The sequence below is a fragment of the Ruminococcoides intestinihominis genome, from assembly GCF_040096285.1.
Lineage (GTDB): Bacteria > Bacillota > Clostridia > Oscillospirales > Acutalibacteraceae > Ruminococcoides > Ruminococcoides intestinihominis.
In genome coordinates, this window is sequence record NZ_JBBMEY010000018.1 from 21,926 (window position 1) to 39,855 (window position 17,930).

General features: G+C 32.1%; 16 protein-coding genes. 12 read left to right on the forward strand and 4 right to left on the reverse strand.

Features of this window, described 5'->3' with window-relative positions; translation table 11 throughout:
* The first annotated feature begins 11 nt into the window (after nt 1-11).
* From WMO18_RS06235 to cysK, 8 genes are all read left to right on the forward strand, one after another.
* Nucleotides 12-1,109 (forward strand): DegT/DnrJ/EryC1/StrS family aminotransferase, encoded by a 1,098-nt coding sequence (locus tag WMO18_RS06235; RefSeq protein WP_211148624.1) that lies wholly within the window; start codon nt 12-14, stop codon nt 1,107-1,109.
* 15 nt (nt 1,110-1,124) lie between these two features.
* On the forward strand, nt 1,125-2,222 hold the full coding sequence (locus tag WMO18_RS06240) for an acyltransferase family protein (protein ID WP_367286451.1): 1,098 nt from the start codon (nt 1,125-1,127) through the stop codon (nt 2,220-2,222).
* Nucleotides 2,223-2,652: 430 nt separating this feature from the next.
* A complete protein-coding gene (locus WMO18_RS06245) occupies nt 2,653-3,492 on the forward strand; it encodes an RNA polymerase sigma factor (protein ID WP_367286452.1) in 840 nt (279 codons plus the stop codon).
* On the forward strand, nt 3,485-4,285 hold the full coding sequence (locus WMO18_RS06250) for a hypothetical protein (protein ID WP_022505744.1): 801 nt from the start codon (nt 3,485-3,487) through the stop codon (nt 4,283-4,285). Before WMO18_RS06245 ends, WMO18_RS06250 begins: the two co-directional genes overlap by 8 nt.
* 13 nt (nt 4,286-4,298) lie before the next feature.
* Nucleotides 4,299-4,682, forward strand: a complete 384-nt coding sequence (locus WMO18_RS06255; protein WP_022505745.1) for an Ig-like domain-containing protein — start codon at nt 4,299-4,301, stop codon at nt 4,680-4,682.
* Nucleotides 4,683-4,970: 288 nt separating this feature from the next.
* Entirely contained in the window at nt 4,971-6,080 is a 1,110-nt protein-coding gene (locus tag WMO18_RS06260; protein ID WP_022505746.1) for a metallophosphoesterase, read from the forward strand.
* Nucleotides 6,081-6,378: 298 nt separating this feature from the next.
* The gene (locus tag WMO18_RS06265; RefSeq protein WP_367286453.1) at nt 6,379-7,671 is read left to right on the forward strand and encodes an O-acetylhomoserine aminocarboxypropyltransferase/cysteine synthase family protein; all 1,293 of its coding nucleotides are present in this window, start codon (nt 6,379-6,381) and stop codon (nt 7,669-7,671) included.
* Between the two features lie 16 nt (nt 7,672-7,687).
* Nucleotides 7,688-8,617 carry a cysteine synthase A gene (gene cysK / locus WMO18_RS06270; RefSeq protein ID WP_367286454.1) on the forward strand — a complete coding sequence of 310 codons (930 nt, stop codon included), beginning with the start codon at nt 7,688-7,690 and terminating at the stop codon, nt 8,615-8,617.
* 63 nt (nt 8,618-8,680) lie between these two features.
* Here cysK and WMO18_RS06275 read toward each other — a convergent pair whose 3' ends face one another.
* Nucleotides 8,681-9,877, reverse strand: a complete 1,197-nt coding sequence (locus WMO18_RS06275) for a sensor histidine kinase (protein WP_367286455.1) — start codon at nt 9,875-9,877, stop codon at nt 8,681-8,683.
* On the reverse strand, nt 9,878-10,552 hold the full coding sequence (locus WMO18_RS06280) for a response regulator transcription factor (protein WP_367286456.1): 675 nt from the start codon (nt 10,550-10,552) through the stop codon (nt 9,878-9,880).
* Between the two features lie 145 nt (nt 10,553-10,697).
* Between WMO18_RS06280 and cysC the strand changes: the two genes are divergently transcribed.
* The 3 genes from cysC to WMO18_RS06295 are packed head-to-tail and all read left to right on the forward strand — an operon-like array spanning nt 10,698 to nt 13,949.
* Complete coding sequence (gene cysC / locus WMO18_RS06285) at nt 10,698-11,321, forward strand: adenylyl-sulfate kinase (RefSeq protein ID WP_022505751.1); 624 nt, start codon at nt 10,698-10,700, stop codon at nt 11,319-11,321.
* An 8-nt stretch (nt 11,322-11,329) separates the two neighbouring features.
* Nucleotides 11,330-12,517, forward strand: coding sequence for a hypothetical protein (locus WMO18_RS06290; protein WP_367286457.1), 1,188 nt, complete (start codon nt 11,330-11,332; stop codon nt 12,515-12,517).
* A 1-nt stretch (nt 12,518) separates the two neighbouring features.
* Nucleotides 12,519-13,949, forward strand: coding sequence for a chromate transporter (locus WMO18_RS06295; protein WP_367286458.1), 1,431 nt, complete (start codon nt 12,519-12,521; stop codon nt 13,947-13,949).
* A 49-nt stretch (nt 13,950-13,998) separates the two neighbouring features.
* Here the strand turns inward: WMO18_RS06295 and WMO18_RS06300 are convergent, their stop codons facing one another.
* Together WMO18_RS06300 and WMO18_RS06305 are read right to left on the reverse strand one after the other, a co-directional pair.
* Nucleotides 13,999-15,744: a glycoside hydrolase family 13 protein gene (locus WMO18_RS06300; RefSeq protein WP_367286459.1), complete on the reverse strand. Its 1,746-nt coding sequence runs from the start codon at nt 15,742-15,744 to the stop codon at nt 13,999-14,001.
* Between the two features lie 11 nt (nt 15,745-15,755).
* Nucleotides 15,756-17,105, reverse strand: coding sequence for an esterase/lipase family protein (locus tag WMO18_RS06305; protein ID WP_248004714.1), 1,350 nt, complete (start codon nt 17,103-17,105; stop codon nt 15,756-15,758).
* A gap of 133 nt (nt 17,106-17,238) precedes the next feature.
* On the opposite strand from WMO18_RS06305, the gene WMO18_RS06310 reads away from it, so the two are divergent.
* The gene (locus WMO18_RS06310; protein WP_211148024.1) at nt 17,239-17,703 is read left to right on the forward strand and encodes a TspO/MBR family protein; all 465 of its coding nucleotides are present in this window, start codon (nt 17,239-17,241) and stop codon (nt 17,701-17,703) included.
* The last annotated feature ends 227 nt before the right edge of the window (nt 17,704-17,930 follow it).

Below are 17,930 nucleotides of genomic sequence, written 5' to 3' on the forward strand. Positions count from 1 at the left end.
AGGTATTTATTATGAGTATTCTCGTTACTCGTTCTTCTATGCCAGATTTTGACGAATACATAGAAGAAATAAAGGAAATTTGGGATTCACATTGGCTAACTAATATGGGTCCTAAACATAAAAAGTTGCAGGCAGATTTAAAAGAATATTTAGGTGTAGAGAACATTGACTTGTTTGTGAATGGTCATATGTCACTTGAACTTTCTTTACAAGCATTAAAAATGCAAGGAGAGGTAATTACTACACCGTTTACTTTCGCCTCTACTACTCATGCAATAGTGAGAAATAGATTAGAACCGGTTTTTTGTGACATTAATCCTGATGATTACACTATTGATGTTAGCAAAATTGAAAGTTTAATTACAGACAGAACTTGTGCCATTATGCCGGTTCATGTGTATGGAAATATTTGTAATGTTGAAGAGATTCAGCGTATTGCCGATAAATATGGGCTAAAGGTTATTTACGATGCTGCCCATACATTTGGTGAAAAGTACAAAGGAAAAGGTATTGGTACTTTCGGGGATGTTTCTTGCTTTAGCTTTCATGCTACAAAAGTATTTAACACAATTGAGGGTGGAGCTGCTTGCTTTAAAAATCCGGAGTTTGGTCTTGAGTTATATAGATTAAAGAATTTTGGAATTAGAGGTCCTGAAGTAGTTGATGCAGTTGGTGCAAATGCTAAAATGAATGAATTTTCAGCAGCTATGGGCATATGTAATTTGCGTCATATTGATGAAGAAATTGCTAAGCGTAAAAAGGTTGTAGAAAGATACAGAGAAAGATTAGGTAATGTTAATGGTATTAAACTTTCTCCTATTCAAGAGAATGTACAGTCTAATTATGCTTATTTTCCGGTAGTATTTGATGAAAATGTATTTGGCGCTACAAGAAACGAAGTTTGTGACCGATTAGCAGAGAATGATATTAATGCTAGAAAATACTTCTATCCACTTACAAATATGTTTGATTGTTTTAATGGTAAGTATAATGTTGATGATACGCCTGTGGCATTACATATTAGCCAAAGAGTGTTGACTTTGCCGTTGTATGCAGATTTATCACTTGAAGATGTGGATAGAATTTGCGATATTATTTTAAATATATAGTTATTGAGGGGTATTATGGGGAGCAATATAAAATTAAATTCAAAAAGAGATTCCAATATTGAACTTTTTAGAATTATTACAATGTTAGTAATTGTAGCACATCATTTTGTGGTTAACTCAGGTTTATTTGATATATTGGGCGCTAGTGGCTTAAATGCCAAATCGATGTTTGCATATGTATTTGGGGCCTGGGGAAAAACTGGAATTAATTGTTTTGTCTTAATAACAGGTTACTTTATGTGTAAATCTAATATAACAATTCGCAAGTTCGTAAAATTGTTGGCTGAGATATTATTTTATAATATAGTTATAGGTAGTATATTTTTGTTGTTTAGATATCCGGGGTATTCACTCTTTTTGCTTTTAAAGAGTCTATTTGTAGTTAAAAATGTTACTGATGGTTTTACGAGTGCTTTCTTAGTATTTTATCTATTTATTCCGTTTTTGAATTTGTTAATAAAAAATATTAATCAGAAAGTACATATAACTTTGTTGGTTCTATGCATATTTATTTATGTTATACTGGGTAGTATCCCAAAAATAGATGTGGGAATGAATTATTTATCTTGGTTTATTGTTTTATATTTTGTTTCATCATTTATTAGAATGTATGATTTTTCGATATTTAGTAATAAGCAGTTCTGGTTAATTAGTTCGATTATAATGATAGTTTTATCTGTTTTGTCAATTGTAGTATGTTTACTATTCACATATTATTTTAGATATGTTTTTCCATATTATTTTTTATCTGATTCAAATAAAATATTTGCTTTTACTTTATCTGTGTGTTTGTTTATGCTATTTAAAAATATGAATATAAAATACAATAAAGTAATTAATTTTATTGCATCTTCTACTTTTGGTGTATTACTAATACATGCAAATAGTAATACTATGAGACAATTCTTATGGAAAGATATTTGTAATATTGTAGGTAGTTATAATAGTAATTTTTTCTTTGTCTATTCAATTTTATGTGTAGTTGCAATTTTTATAATTTGTATTATTATTGACAAAATTAGAATATATTGTTTTGAAAAACCGTTTTTTAAATTTTGGGATAATTATGTAGCTGAAAAACTTAATGCTATAAAAAAGAAAATTATTAAATAATGGCTCTATGTCAATAGTTGGGGTAAATCCACTAAAATGAAATAGATTAGATAGACAAGTGATAGTATTATGCTATCACTTGTTTTTGCTTTTGTAGTGAAAACATATGTAAAATACTGTTACGAAATCTATTAAAATTTTGATAACCATAAGAAATTCCATTTTAACGGATTTTTCAAATTTATGCTCTACTTTTTTATATTTTTTTCGTAGGCTCTATTTTTCTTACCCCAACATTTATTATAGAGCCGATTTTTGATACAGGATTACATATACAAAAAGTAATAAATTTTTCAAAATTTTGCAACACTTTTGAAGTTTATAAGGTATTATATATGTAAGTACTTATAAAGTTGATGATTTAATGTTAATCCAAAAGCAAATTGTTGGTAAAACATTAATAGCAGAATTTAAAGTTAGGGGGGATAATGTGGACCATAGATTTGCATATAAAACCAGCGCTGATAAATTTGTGGATGATGACTATGAGTATAGTGGAAAAGTTCAAAGTCACAAAGAAAAAGTTTATAACCATAGCAACAACTATGAAAATAGTGAAGTAATATATAAAAATAACAATAAAAACTATAAAATTAGAGAAGAAAAACAAAGTGACAAAGATCATAAAAATAGTGACGAAAAAGACTATATAGATATTGATGAAATCTATAAGAATAATGATAAAAAGCATAGTCACAAAGCTAATACATACAAAGGTAAAAGCTATAGTCATAGTGAAGGAAAGCACAGTGATAAAGTTTATAAACACAGTGAAAAAGGTTTTATTTTTGATGACAATTTAATAGAAGTAGTTGTCAATACATATTCGGATATGGTTTACAGAATTGCCCTAAACATATTGTGCAACATAGATGATGCAAATGATGTGATGCAAGATGTTTTCTTAAGGCTTGTTAAAAGCAAGAGTAAAATAAAAAGCAAAGAACACATAAAGCATTGGCTTATAAAGGTAACAATAAATTGTAGCAAAAGTAAGGCAACTGAAAGCTATAAGAAACATACAGTTTCCATTAGTGAAATTTCAGAAAGCTATATTTCTTTCAGTAATGAAATTGATGAAACAATAGGCAGTGTAATGAAGTTACCGGAAAAGTATAAAGTACCTATCCACCTGTATTATTATCAACAACTTACCGTTGAAGAAATATCGAAAATTCTCGGTATTACAAGGTCAGGTGTTAGGTCAAGGTTATCTCGTGGTAGAAATATGTTGAAAGAAATCTTAGAAAAGGAGGATAATAATGAGTAATTTTGATTTTGATAAATACAAAAATTCTTATGATAAAGTTACTGTTAGTGATGAAAGAAAAGAAGAAATTATTGCTTTAATGAAAAAAGAAAATAATTCTACTGATAACGCTACTAAACCACAAAGTCAAAATAAAGTTATTACCTTTAAAAGAGCAATTGTACTTGTAGCATCAGTAGTGATAGTTATTTTGTTGGCAATAGTCCTACAAAATTCATCATTAACACAGAATAAAAAGGATAAAAAGTTGGACAACAGTTCAATTACAGTTTCTTTGTCTGATGATAAAGAGAAAAAAGAAAATAAAGAATATAAAATTACTGAGAAAGATACTATTATTCCTTTAGAGAATAATGGTGTACAGATTATCTCAAAGGATGGTGGAAATACAATATCAATTAACTCTTTATATTTTAATATTAAAGGCAGTGAAATTGATTATATAGATGTTTCTTCAGAAAATGATAATTCTATTATTTGTACCTATGCTGATGATGAGGATAATCTTACAACGGAATTTAACAGTAATTATCAAAAGTTGAAACTACAAAATATCAATGACTTAGGATGGATAGTTTCTGAGAAAAATGCAAGTGAAGCAATGTCTAATGCAAGTAGTTCAGCAAATATTTCTACTTCAAACAGTGCATCAAGAGAAAATGCAAGTGGCAATAAATATTTCTCAGATACAGTTGTAATTACACTTCATTACAAAAACGGTGAAAGTGTAACTAAGAATATTGAGATTAAGTTTGATAATGACAACAATGTAATTGTGGGATATGAGAAATAAGGAGGTGTAGTTTATGAGGAAAAAACTATTAATTTTATTTTGTGGCATTTTAACTGTTGCTTTACTTTGTAGTAATGTGCTTATTGCATCAGCAACCTCCTTAGCAGATAGCAAAGTAAAAGCTACTTGTAAAGTAACAGTTGTACAGAAGGTAGTGTCAGTTAAACTTTCTGCAAAAAGTAAAACTATAAAGAAAGGTAAGTCCTTTACTTTAAAGGCTACTGTACTTCCTACTAATGCAAATATGAAAGCAGTTACATTTACTTCAACTAATAAAAAGGTTGCAACAGTAAATAGCAAAGGCAAAGTTACTGCTAAAAAAGCAGGAAAAGCTACAATTATAGTTACTACAAAAGATGGTAAGAAAAGGGCTAAGTGTACTTTAAAGATTAAATAAACAGTTAAATACTGTAAAAATGTTTAGGACAGAAAAACAATTGTTTTTACCATTTTTATTTACAAAAGTTGTTTTTATATTATAATGAAATGGAACATTTGAATTGTTTATTAACTTTATGTACAACGATGATTTGTTTTTATACCCTTCCATGGCTGTGATACCCTCTATCACAGCCATAACTCTTTTGTGTAGCAGTAAAATTTTTAAAAAGATTTTTTTATTGCAAAATGTGTCTTATTTTGTTATGATTTTATCTAAAGATTTTTTGCAGAAAAGGAGTTTATTATGTGGGGCTTAATATTTGGCTGTGTACTGCTTTTTGCAGTAGCCTGTTTTGTGTATTTAATCAGCAGATTTTATAAATTTAGATTTATGAAGAAAATCACAATGAACAAGAAATTTCTCACAATTTTACTTTCTATCATAATTATTCTTGTTATGTTTACTGTTTTAACTATAACAATGAATATGATGAACAGTATTATTGTGTTGATGCATTTAGTTGTGATTTGGCTTATTGTTGACTTTATTTTCTTTATTATTAAAAAGTGTAGGAAAAAGCCTTTTAAATTTTATTTCCAAGGTATAATCGCTATGGTACTTACAGCAGTATATCTAACATTCGGTTGGTATTTTGCTCATAATGTGGTGGCTACAGATTATAACTTAACTACCGAGAAAGATATGAATTCACTTCGTATTGTGCAACTTTCAGACTCTCATATCGGTGCAACATTTCACTATAAAGAATTTTCTCAGTATGTTGATACTATGAATAAAGAAAATCCCGATGTGGTAGTTATTACAGGTGACTTTGTTGATGATGATACTTCTAAGGAAGATATGATACAGTCTTGTAAAGCACTAAGTAAGTTCAAGACAAAGTACGGTGTGTATTTTGTTTACGGTAATCACGATAAGGGTTACTACGGCAAAGAATACAGAGGCTATGACGGTAATGATTTAGCAAAAGAACTAAGGAAAAACGGCGTTAAGGTTCTGGAGGATGAAAGTGTACTTCTAAATAATAAGTTCTATATTGTAGGCAGACAGGATTATTCTGAGGTAGAAAAGGGTGGCACAAGAGCAAGTGCTAATGACCTTGTAAAGAACCTTGATTGCAATAAGTATATAATTATGCTGGACCATCAGCCTAACCACTATAAGGAAGAAAAGAATGCCAATGTCGACCTGGTACTATCAGGTCATACTCATGGTGGACAGTTAATTCCTATTACATATTCAGGTGAATGGCTGGGTATGAATGACAAAACATATGGCTACGAAAGAGAAAAGAACACAGACTTTATTGTCAGTTCGGGAATAGGGGACTGGTCAATTAAGTTTAAGACCGGTTGTGTAGCTGAATATGTTGTTGTGGATATTAATAAATAATTCAATTAAAGAATAATAAATCTGTAATTACCATCCAAAAATATTGGGTGGTAATTTTTTTTAAGAAATTTTAAAAATACTATTGACAAGTCAGAAATAATATGATATATTCAAATCACACTAAACAGATAGGAAATGTGTAATTAAGAAATGAGGTAAAAATTTATGTCTGAAAAATTTTATTTTTACAACAGAATAAATTATGGCAGTGGACGATGTTGTTGCTGTAATAACTCACAAAACTTAACAGAAACTAACTAACATTAAAATGTATTTTTTATTTAAAGGAGAAACAATTATGTCAAACAATAATTATAAATTCGAAACACTTCAGCTACATGTAGGTCAGGAAGCTCCGGACCCAGTTACAGATTCAAGAGCAGTTCCAATCTACCAGACTTCTTCATTTGTATTTAAGAACTGCGATCATGCAGCAGCAAGATTCGGTCTTGAAGATGCAGGTAACATTTACGGCAGACTTACTAACCCAACACAGGAAATCTTCGAAAAGAGAATTGCAGCTCTTGAAGGTGGTGTAGCTGCTCTGGCAGTTGCTTCAGGTGCAGCAGCAGTTTACTACTCAATCGCTAACATCACATCTAACGGTGACCATGTTGTTGCTGCTAAGAACATTTACGGTGGTACATACAACCTACTTGAACACACACTACCTGAATACGGTATCGAAACAACTTTCGTTAATCCATTTGATTTTGATGAAATCGAAAATGCAATTAAGGACAACACAAAGCTTGTTTTCATTGAAACACTTGGTAATCCAAATTCCGATGTTGTTGATATTGAAGCAGTTGCAAAGATTGCTCATAAGCACAACATTCCACTAATCGTTGATAACACATTCGCTACACCTTACCTAGTAAGACCTATTGAATACGGTGCTGATGTTGTTGTTCATTCAGCAACTAAGTTTATCGGTGGTCACGGTACAACAATCGGTGGTGTTATTGTTGATGGTGGTAAGTTCGATTGGAAGGCATCAGGCAAGTTTGAATCATTAGTTGCTCCAAACCCAAGTTACCATGGTGTTAGCTTCTCAGAAGATGTAGGTGCTGCAGCATTCGTAACAAAGATTAGAGCTTTACTACTTCGTGATACAGGTGCTACACTTTCACCAATCCACGCATTTATCTTCCTACAGGGTCTTGAAACACTTTCACTAAGAGTTGAAAGACATGTTGAAAATGCACTAAAGGTTGTACAGTTCCTAAACAACCATCCACTAGTAGAAAAGGTTCACCATCCATCAGTTTCTGATGACCCATCTCAGCAGGAACTATATAAGAAGTACTTCCCTAACGGTGGTGGTTCAATCTTTACATTTGAAGTAAAGGGTGACGAACAGAAGACTAAGGACTTTATCGACCACCTAGAACTATTCTCACTACTAGCTAATGTAGCTGACGCTAAGTCACTCGTAATCCACCCTGCAAGCACAACTCATGCTCAGATGAATGATGAAGAACTTGCCGGTGCAGGTATCTATAGAAACACAGTAAGACTATCAATCGGTATTGAAAACATTGACGATATTATCACTGACCTTGAAAAAGGCTTTGCAGCAATTAAGTAATGGGAGGTAACTAACAATGGCAATTAAGAAATCAATTACAGAACTAGTTGGTAACACACCACTACTGGAACTTACACATATTGAAGCAGAAGAAAATATTCAGGCAACACTACTAGCTAAGCTGGAATCATTTAACCCAGCCGGTAGTGTTAAGGATCGGGTAGCTAAGGCTATTATTGAAGATGCAGAAAAGACAGGCAGACTAAAGAAAGGTTCAGTTATTATCGAACCTACAAGTGGTAACACAGGTATCGGTCTTGCTTCCGTTGCAACTGCTAAAGGCTACAGAACAATTATCGTAATGCCTGAAACAATGTCTAACGAAAGAAAGATGCTTATTAAGGCTTACGGTGCAGAACTTGTACTAACAGAAGGTAGCAAGGGTATGAAGGGTGCATCAGACAAGGCTGAAGAACTTTCTAAGGAAATTCCAAACAGCATTATTGCCGGTCAGTTCACTAACCCAATTAACCCTAAGATGCACTATGATACAACAGGTCCTGAAATTTGGGCTGATACAGAAGGCAAGGTTGACTACTTTGTAGCAGGTGTTGGTACAGGTGGTACACTTTCAGGTGTAGGTAAGTACCTAAAGGAACAGAATCCTAATGTTAAGGTTATTGCAGTAGAACCTGAAACTTCTCCACTACTATCAAAGGGTCAGGCCGGTCCTCATAAGATTCAGGGTATCGGTGCTAACTTTGTACCTGAAACTCTCGATAAGGATATTTATGATGAAATCATTGCAGTACCTAATGATGAGGCTATCTTAACTGCAAGAAAAGCAGCTAAACAGGAAGGCTTCCTAATCGGTATTTCTTCAGGTGCAGCTCTATGGGCAGGTAAGCAGTTAGCAGCTCGTCCTGAAAACAAGGGTAAGAACATTGTTGTTATCTTCCCTGATGGTGGCGAAAGATACCTATCAACTAATCTATATGATGAATAATCCTAATTAATATAAAAGAACCTTGGTGGTAATTCCATCAAGGTTCTTTTTCTATGTATGGATTTATTTTGGCAATATAACGGTAAATGTGTTTTTGCCGTTTTTACTTTCAACAGTTATTTTACCGTTATGTTTTTTAACAATAGTATTTGCAATAGAAAGTCCCAAACCGTAGTGGTTGCCGGTTCTTTCTCTTGATTTACTTTCTCTGTAAAATCTATCAAAGATTTCAACTTTCTTTTCATCACTGATAGGTTCACCTGTATTAGTTACGGAAAGTGTAACTGCCTTTGAATTTTCATAGGCATCAACATCAACTATTCCACCTTTAGCCGTATAGCTCATTGCATTGTCAATTAAGATTTCTGCCAACTTTTGAATATTGCTTTCATCACCAAAATAGTCTGTAACTTCATCAATATTAATATTAAATCTAATACCCTTTTCATACGCAATACTTTCAAATGGCAGTACAACATCAAACAAAGAATCCCCAAAGTTAAAGCTTTTGAAATTCTCTTTACTTATTGTGTTGTCAATCCTAGTAAGTGTCAGCATTTCATTTACAAGGTGATTTAGCTTTTCTGTTTCTTGCTTAATGTACTTTATGCTTTTCTTGTTCTTTACTTCATTTTCTATCAAGTCAGCATTTGCCCTAATAATTGTGATAGGTGTTTTTAGGTCGTGACTGATATTAGCAACAAATATTTTCTGGTTTTTAATTGACTTTTCCGATGGTTTAATCATCCACCTTGATAGGTAGTAAGAAATTATTGTAAATACAATTACTGATAACAAGAAAATAAAGATTGATACAATAAAGAATTGCTTTGAATTTTGCAATGCCTCTTTGTTGTTAACAAAAATATAAACTGTGTTGCCACTTTTTAAGATTCTTACAAGATAAATATAATCGTCAATCGAACCGAATCTTTTTCCACTTTTCTGAAGTTTTTGAGTCATACTGAGAATATCTTTATCGGTAGTTTCTTTAAGACTGTTTGAAAGAACCATTATAGTTTTGTTTTTCAATACAACAGAAGTGCTATAGTCATATTCTTGCCTTTTTATCTTCTGATTATCATTGCCACAAAAAGCCTCTATACCGTAAAAACCAATATCATCTCTAATCATTCTTCTTTGTTGTCTAAAGCTGGAATTTACATTAATTATATTAACGGCAACAAGTATACTGACTAATGTGATAGTGAAGATAATCATTAGCACTATGAAAATTCTTTTTTGTTGTTTATTTTTCATTTATCCCTCCAAAGAATATCCAACACCTCGGATGGAATTAATAGTGCAATTACAGTTAAGTTGCTTTAGCTTTCTTCTGATAAATGAAATATATACCTCAACATTGTTGTATTCGGCATTAGACTCATAACCCCAGATTTTCTCTGTAATTTGTTCCTTAGTCAGTACTTGCCTTTGGTTGTACAGTAACATTTCCAACAGTTGAAGTTCTTTGCCGGAAATTCTGATTGACTTTCCTGTATCTGTGTTTATCATTTTGCAACCTTTTAAATCAAGGGACATATTGTTACAAGTTAGGTTTTGACTTTGCAAGTTATAATTTCTCTTAACAATAGCATTTACCCTCATTATCAGTTCCTTAATTTCAAATGGCTTTGTAAGGTAGTCATCAGCTCCAACTTCAAAGCCCTTAACCTTGTCATCAAGTTCGGACTTTGCAGATAAAATCAAAATAGGTGTATATACCTTTTCATCCTTTAATTTCTTAATAACCTGATAACCGTCCATCTTAGGTAGCATAAGGTCAAGAATAATAATATCGTATATTCCTGTCCTACCGTATTCATAGCCGTCTGAACCATCAAAAACTGCATCAACAATGTAGTTTTCATTTTTTAGTGCAGTTTGTAATGTGTCAGCAAGACTGTAGGAATCCTCTACAATTAATATTCGCATAATGTTCTCCTAATGTAGAAATTTGTAATATCTTAAATAAATTATAAAGTATTTTCAATATTATTTCAAGGAATTGATTTTATAATAAGACCCGTTATGGTGCTAAGTATGCATCAAAATATTAGGGATTTAAGGAATATGATTTATGGAAAACAACTTAGCAGAGGGTTCTGCTACTATTGCTAAAGAGAAAAATTTAGTGTGGCAGAAAACAGACATTTCAAAAGAAATTAGAGAAAAATCACTAAATCAAAAGGCTAGGACAATTTGGTTTACAGGACTTTCAGGTTCAGGTAAATCAACATTAGCTAATGAAGTTGAGAAAAGACTTGTTTCTATGGGTAAACATACAATGTTACTTGACGGTGACAATGTAAGAATGGGTCTTAACAACAACCTAGGATTTAGTGATGAAGATAGGGTAGAGAATATCAGACGGATTGCAGAAACTGCAAAATTGATGAATGACGCAGGGCTTATTGTGCTAACTGCTTTTATCTCACCTTTTAGAAAAGATAGAAGAAATGCTAACAAAATTATCGGTGAAGATTATATCGAAGTTTTTGTAAGTACACCTCTTGAAGAATGTGAAAAAAGGGATATTAAAGGTCTTTATAAAAAGGCAAGAGATGGTGTTATTAAGGAATTTACAGGTATTTCAAGTCCTTATGAAGAACCGGAAAACCCTTCAATTACAGTAGATACTACTAACCGTTCACTTAATGAGTCAGTTGATTTAGTTATGAAGCAACTTGAAAGGTTTTTGTGAGGTGCAGTATGAAAACATTATATATACATATTGGTACTCCCAAAACCGGTACAACATCTATTCAGAACTTTTGTGGATTAAATAGGGAAAAGCTAAAGGAACAAGGTGTTCTGTATCCTATAATGCACTATCATTATGAGAGAAAAAGTGTTAACAGAAACGGTTACTTCTTAACCGGTACAATTAAAGAAAACGGTACTAGAAATAAGGAAAAAGAAAAGCAAGTTTTTAACAGTGAACTGCAGTATATTGTTGATTGCTTTAAGGACTATGACACTATTTTACTTTCTGATGAAAGTATTTGGTGGGCAACTTCTACAAGAAGAAAAGGCTTGTGGAAGGACCTTAAAAAGCATAGTGAACAGCATAACTATCAGATAAAGGTTATTGTGTATCTAAGACGACAAGACCAGTTTATGATGTCACGATATAACCAAAAGCTAAAGACTGACTTTATTGCAAGTACACAGAGCTTTGATGAATACTTTGCCGATATGAATGGTAGATTTAAATGTGTTATGGATTATCGTGAAAGAATTGATAACATAGCAAAAAGTATTTCTAAAAAAAATGTGATTGTAAAAAGATTTGACAGAAATTATTTTTATAACGGTGACCTTAACCAAGACTTTCTGCATATCTTAGGTGTAAAGGTTGATGACAGTTTTCAGCAACTTAACGAAACTGCAAATACAGGTATTTCTGTTCAATCAGGCGAAATCAAGAGAGTACTTAACAGATTAAAGCCAATAACTATGGCTGATAACAATAAACTGATTAAAATATTAAAGGAATGTGAAGAAGTGCTTCCTGAAAGCAATACTTCCCTTATGTCAACAGATGAAGTGAAGGACTTTATGGAACAATTTGTTGACAGTAATGAAAGTATTGTTGATGAATATATCGGTGACGGTAAACCACTTTTTGACTACACATACAAGGAAACAACTGCTTGGGATTATAACGATAAGAATTATAATGAGGAGCTAATTCTCTTTTTCGTAAACACTATTGATAGTGTTTATAAAGAAAATAAACAACTGAAAAAAGAACTTAATAAAATAAATAATCAAATAAAGAACATTAATGAAAAATTAAATAAAGAAAAATCCTACTCAAGAGAAACAAGATATTTACTAAAGCATCCTATTAAATCTTTCTACAACAAAGTTAAAGGTGCTTTAAGGAAAAAGTAATATGAAGTTTTCTGCTTTTTTATTAAATATCTTAAAGATAGGTTGTCTTGGCTTTGGTGGTGGAAGTGCATTAATACCGATTTTTGAAGATGTTTTTGTTGGAGAAAATAAACTTGATACCAAAGAAAATTTCGATAAAGATATTATTGTAGCAAGTCTAACACCGGGTGCTTTGCCCATAGAAATTGCTTCCTCAATAGGTAAAAGAAACTTTGGTAAAAAGGGTATGATTCTTGGTGGAGTTATGATGGCTTTACCGGGAATTATTGCATCACTTTTGCTAATAACCTTGTTGTCAGCTTTGCAAGAAATGATTGCACCTGTAGTAAAGTGTTTGACTGTTGGTGTGTCGGCATTTATTATTTACCTGCTGATAAATTATGTGAAAAGTATTTTTGCAGAGAATAAGACTAAAGGGAAAAGGCGATTTAATCGGTCACTTTTCGTTATGATAGCAGTCTTTGTACTGTCAGGTGGCAAAAGTTTATTTAAGTTACTTGGACTTAAGGGTGACTACATAATCTCCGTATCAACAGTTTACATTCTTTTAACTGCATTTTTCTTAATCATATGTATTAAGGCAACCGGTAACAAAATCTTGCAAACTGTTTCAGTTGTAATTTCAGGTGTTTATCTTTTTGAGCATGGTGGCTTTGACCATAAGTACATATCACAAATTACTGCTACAGTTGATATTATAATGATAGTAATGGTACTTATCTTTGCTTTTAGAAAGTTTAATTTCTTTAAAAGAAATAATATAAAAATCAAAGATACACTTTCTGACTTAGGGTATTGGGTGGTTTTTTTATTTTTAGTAATATGCCCTATAATAATGCTTGACCTACATTCATTTGTATTCGCATTTAGAAGTATTGCTTCTGTACTAATGTCCTTTGGTGGTGGAGATGCCTACCTCGTAATTGCTGATGGGCTTTTTGTTGATGATATGGTCAGTGAAGATACTTTCTACAACAACATTGTTTCAGTAGTAAATATTCTTCCGGGTTCAATCCTTGGTAAAACCTTGTCTTGTGTCGGTTATTACTTTGGTTTGGATTTCTTTGGTAATTACATTGGCAGTATTTTTATGGCTATCGCCGGTGGTGGAATTGCAATCGGTGTTTCTTGTGGAGCTTTCCACATTTTCTATTCACTATATGATGAATTTTCAACTTCAAAGGTTTGCCAAACACTTGGCAACTATATTCGTGCAATTATTGCCGGATTACTTGGAAATGTAATATTGATTCTTTTTAAACAAAGTAAGAATACTGCTATATCATACCAAATACCTATGATTACTGTATTTTTGATTTTGATAGGTTCGGTCATACTGAATCATATTTTGTCGGAAAAGTTTAGGGTTAATAACACAATTATTGTAATTATTGATATTTTAATTTCGTGTTTATTGTTTTGTTTTATATAAAGAAAACCTCCCATCTAACTATTGTTAGGTGAGAGGTTTCTTTCTTTTGTTATTTGATTTTGTAAACTAAAGTACCATTTTCTTTTAAAGAATTATTACTGTAACCGTTTTCAAAGAGAATGTTGTCTACATTTTCTACTTTAATAGGACTGTCACTACAGTTAAATATAACCTTAATGTCCTCATTATCGCTATGCTTTATGTACTCAACAACTCTACTGTTAGGGTTATTAACCTGTTCCATATTAGGTGACTTTGTGGCAATATGGTTGTTCCTTAGGCTGATAATTTCTTTAACCTTGTTTGTAATATCTTTGTATGTACCTTTCTCAATGTCATCCCAAGGCATACACCTTCTACAGTCAGGGTCAAATCCACCAGGTAAGGCAACTTCTGTACCGTAGTAAATACATGGACTACCTTGTATTGTAAATAGAATTGTAAGTAGCTGATAGTAAATATCAAGGTTAAAGTCAACTGAATTAATAAGTCTTAGTGTATCATGAGAGTCATATAGGTTAAACATAGCCCTATTTGTTTGGTCATAATACATATTAAGTCTTCTGTTAATATGCTGAAATAGCTTTTCACTAGGCATATTTTTGTTTAAGAAAAATTCTCTGATACCAAAGGTTAGGGGATAGTTCATAATAGAGTCAAACTCATCACCCATTAACCATTGAATTGAATCATGCCAAATTTCACCGATTAAATAAATGTCAGGTTTAATGGCCTTTAACTCTTTGTGTAGATGCTTTAGGAATGTATGGCTGACTTCATTTGCTACATCAAATCTTATACCGTCAATTTTCCATTCAGTAATCCACTTCTTGCAAATCTTTGTAAAGTAGTCAATAACTTCAGGGTTGTTTGTATTTAGCTTAGGCATATACTTTGTGAAAGCAAAGGAATAGAACTGATTATCTCTAGTGTCACCTGATTTAGTTACAGGAAATTTGTTTACCATATACCAGTCTTTGTACTTTGACTTTTCACCGTTTTTCTGTACATCTTTCCAGAATGGATGGTCACAACCACTATGATTAAATACAGCATCAACCATTACCTTAATGCCATTCTTGTGTGCAAGTTCAACTGTTTCCTTAAAGATTTTGTCATCACCAAAGTGAGGGTCAATTACTTCATAATCATCTGTATTGTACTTGTGGTTTGTTGATGATTTTAGAATAGGGTTAATGTAAATACCGGTAATGCCTAGGTCCTTTAGGTAAGGGATTTTCTCCTTAATACCGTAAATGTCACCACCATAAAAGTCTCCCATACCTACTTTGCCTTTTTGCCACTTTTTGCAATGTTCAGGGTTAATGCTAGGATTGCCGTTGCAAAATCTGTCAGGAAAAATCTGATACCATACTGTGTCTTGTACCCATTTAGGAGTAACATTTACATCACTACTGTTTAGCCAAGGCATTACAAAGTAACTAGGTAGCATAAGACTTTTTAATTCTTCTTTAGAAAAAAGACCATCCTCTAGGAAACATAAACTTTCCTTACTGTCCTCAACAATAAAGTAGTATCTCAGCCTTTTATGTTTAGGTTCAACAACTACATTCCAAATTCTGTTGTGGTCAAGTGTCATATAGGTTTTAATTTCTTCCTTAGTACCTTCCCATACTTCTTGACCACCCATAATACCGGCATCAAATGGATCGCCGTAACAAATATAAACTTTCTCAATATCATCACCGGTAGTCAGTGAAATTTTTAGTCTGTTTTCATCAAGTGCATAACACTGATTGCCGAAACTTCTGTGAAATATATTTCCTCTATTCATAGTTACCTCCATTATAAGTTTCTGTTTTTTAGGTCACTTACAAGTTGAACATAAAATTCTCTTACATCAAAACCCTTAATATTTTCTCTATTAAGGTCAATCATATCGCCGTGAGAAATACCTCTGTTGCCTTTAACGGTTAGTAGAGTATAGTTTTCACCCCAAGGAAATGATTTTATAGAAACCAAACCGTCATTTTTACCATCAAAATATTTAACCAAATGGTAGGAAAGATTAAGTGGGAATTTACCACTTGTAGCTTTGTTAAGTATTGAGCCAAAGCTTTGACAGTAAATATTATCAAGGTGTTCTTCACCAATATCCTCATTAATAGCTTTAACACCACTTGCAGTTAAGTCATTAACCGATGCCATAAAGTCAGGATTTTTGTCACCAAGTTGTCTTAGTGAAGTGTTGTATGTAGTTGCAATTTTGTTTTGAATCGACTTAGGCACTTTAGTCAGTAGGTAGTCGGCAAATTCACAGCCTTTATGTGGTGTGTTGATTGTAGTGAGGGATGCTACCATTTCACCGATATTTTCTTTAGCAATAGCATATCTAACATCAAGACCACCTTTAGAATGAGCAATAATATTTACCTTTTTGCAGTTAGTTTCAGCTACAATAGTTCTGATTCTTTCTGCTAATTCCTTTGCACTGTCTTTTACAGATAAAGCTGATTGATGGTTGCCGTAGTAGACTTTACAACCGTTTTTCTCTAATTCATTAGGAATTCTGCCCCAATAATTAAAGTTCTTAAAATCTCTAAAGAACACACCGTGTACAAACAAAATAGGGTACTTGGTACGGCAAATTTCTTTATCTTTTCTACTTTCATTTAGTAGGTATTTGTTTTCTTCTGTAACAACTTCATCCTTAACAACCTTTACAATTTTGCCCAAAGCAAATAGGTTTGCTATAGGGATTAGCCCACACAAAATGCCGATTACTCTGTGTTTAATCCCAAGTTGAATAGAAAATAAATATACATTTATAATTCCGTTCCAGAATAATATTGAAAGTGTAACAACACATACTAAAACACTATACAGAAAGTCTGTCCAACTTGCCACATTAGGTATCATCCAAATCATAAATACAATATGATAAATTACGGACACTAAACAAGAATAAGCAAATGTTGTTAAGCATATCCTGCCATGGTCACATAGCTTTAACCTTTTAGTATGTACTGTGCTACCTATTAAAGGCATAATGTTTGAATATAAAAAGGTAACAATAGCTACCATAATAAATGAAAACTGTCCACTTTTAATCAGCAAGTAACAGTTAGCAGTAAAAACACTTGCTAAAAAGTAAAAGAATAATTTTAGCTTATCGAATTTCAAAATTTTATTCATTATTTCACATCCTATTAACTCTAATTGTACCAAAAGTTTTTGCAAAATGAAATACTATCATAAAAATTTTGTAGTAATAAATTTGAAAATTTACACATAATAATGATATACACTTTATAGGTGGGGAAATAAAATGATAAAAATAAAAAATTACATTATCAGCCTTATTATAAGTATTGGTATAGGGCAGATTTCAGGGTTCTTAACTAAGAATGCATCCAAAAATTTTTCAAGTAATTTTAATCAGTCAGCACTAACACCACCTGATTGGGTGTTTCCTGTTGTGTGGGTAATACTGTTTTTCTTAATGGGTATTTCTGCAACACTTGTTTATGAGTCAGATTGTAAATATAAAAAGTATGGACTGCTGGTTTATGGTGTGCAGTTAGTATTTAACTTTTTGTGGTCAATGTTTTTCTTTTTAGGGGAACAGTTTGTACTGTCATTTGGTTGGCTGACAATTCTTATCCTTGTGGTGGTGGGAATGATTTTGCTTTTTTATAAATGTAATAAAACTGCAAGTTATCTCCAAATCCCTTATTTGGTGTGGCTGCTTTTCGCCCTATATCTAAATTATATTGTGGTGATTTTGAATTAATAAGTATTAAATAAAATTGTCAGTAATAAAACCATAGACAAATTAGTTTTTTTAATTTTTATTGTACTAATCTGAAAACATTTTAACAAATTAGGGCTTTTCAATTTTGTCTGTGGGTAAAGATTAGTTTGATAAATTGGGTTTTGTGGTGCTAGAACTTGCCTTGTTATGTGGTAGATATTTAGAATTAGTAGAAACCATCCAGCCTTCCTTGTGTAAAGGAAGGG

Coding starts and splice junctions, on each gene's coding strand:
- WMO18_RS06310 (WP_211148024.1), top strand. CDS start 17,239: ATGATAAAAATAAAAAATTACATTATCAGCCTTATTATAAGTATTGGT.
- WMO18_RS06265 (WP_367286453.1), top strand. CDS start 6,379: ATGTCAAACAATAATTATAAATTCGAAACACTTCAGCTACATGTAGGT.
- WMO18_RS06300 (WP_367286459.1), bottom strand. CDS start 15,744: ATGAATAGAGGAAATATATTTCACAGAAGTTTCGGCAATCAGTGTTAT.
- WMO18_RS06235 (WP_211148624.1), top strand. CDS start 12: ATGAGTATTCTCGTTACTCGTTCTTCTATGCCAGATTTTGACGAATAC.
- WMO18_RS06290 (WP_367286457.1), top strand. CDS start 11,330: ATGAAAACATTATATATACATATTGGTACTCCCAAAACCGGTACAACA.
- WMO18_RS06295 (WP_367286458.1), top strand. CDS start 12,519: ATGAAGTTTTCTGCTTTTTTATTAAATATCTTAAAGATAGGTTGTCTT.
- WMO18_RS06255 (WP_022505745.1), top strand. CDS start 4,299: ATGAGGAAAAAACTATTAATTTTATTTTGTGGCATTTTAACTGTTGCT.
- WMO18_RS06275 (WP_367286455.1), bottom strand. CDS start 9,877: ATGAAAAATAAACAACAAAAAAGAATTTTCATAGTGCTAATGATTATC.
- WMO18_RS06260 (WP_022505746.1), top strand. CDS start 4,971: ATGTGGGGCTTAATATTTGGCTGTGTACTGCTTTTTGCAGTAGCCTGT.
- WMO18_RS06240 (WP_367286451.1), top strand. CDS start 1,125: ATGGGGAGCAATATAAAATTAAATTCAAAAAGAGATTCCAATATTGAA.
- cysK (WP_367286454.1), top strand. CDS start 7,688: ATGGCAATTAAGAAATCAATTACAGAACTAGTTGGTAACACACCACTA.
- WMO18_RS06250 (WP_022505744.1), top strand. CDS start 3,485: ATGAGTAATTTTGATTTTGATAAATACAAAAATTCTTATGATAAAGTT.
- cysC (WP_022505751.1), top strand. CDS start 10,698: ATGGAAAACAACTTAGCAGAGGGTTCTGCTACTATTGCTAAAGAGAAA.
- WMO18_RS06280 (WP_367286456.1), bottom strand. CDS start 10,552: ATGCGAATATTAATTGTAGAGGATTCCTACAGTCTTGCTGACACATTA.
- WMO18_RS06305 (WP_248004714.1), bottom strand. CDS start 17,105: ATGAATAAAATTTTGAAATTCGATAAGCTAAAATTATTCTTTTACTTT.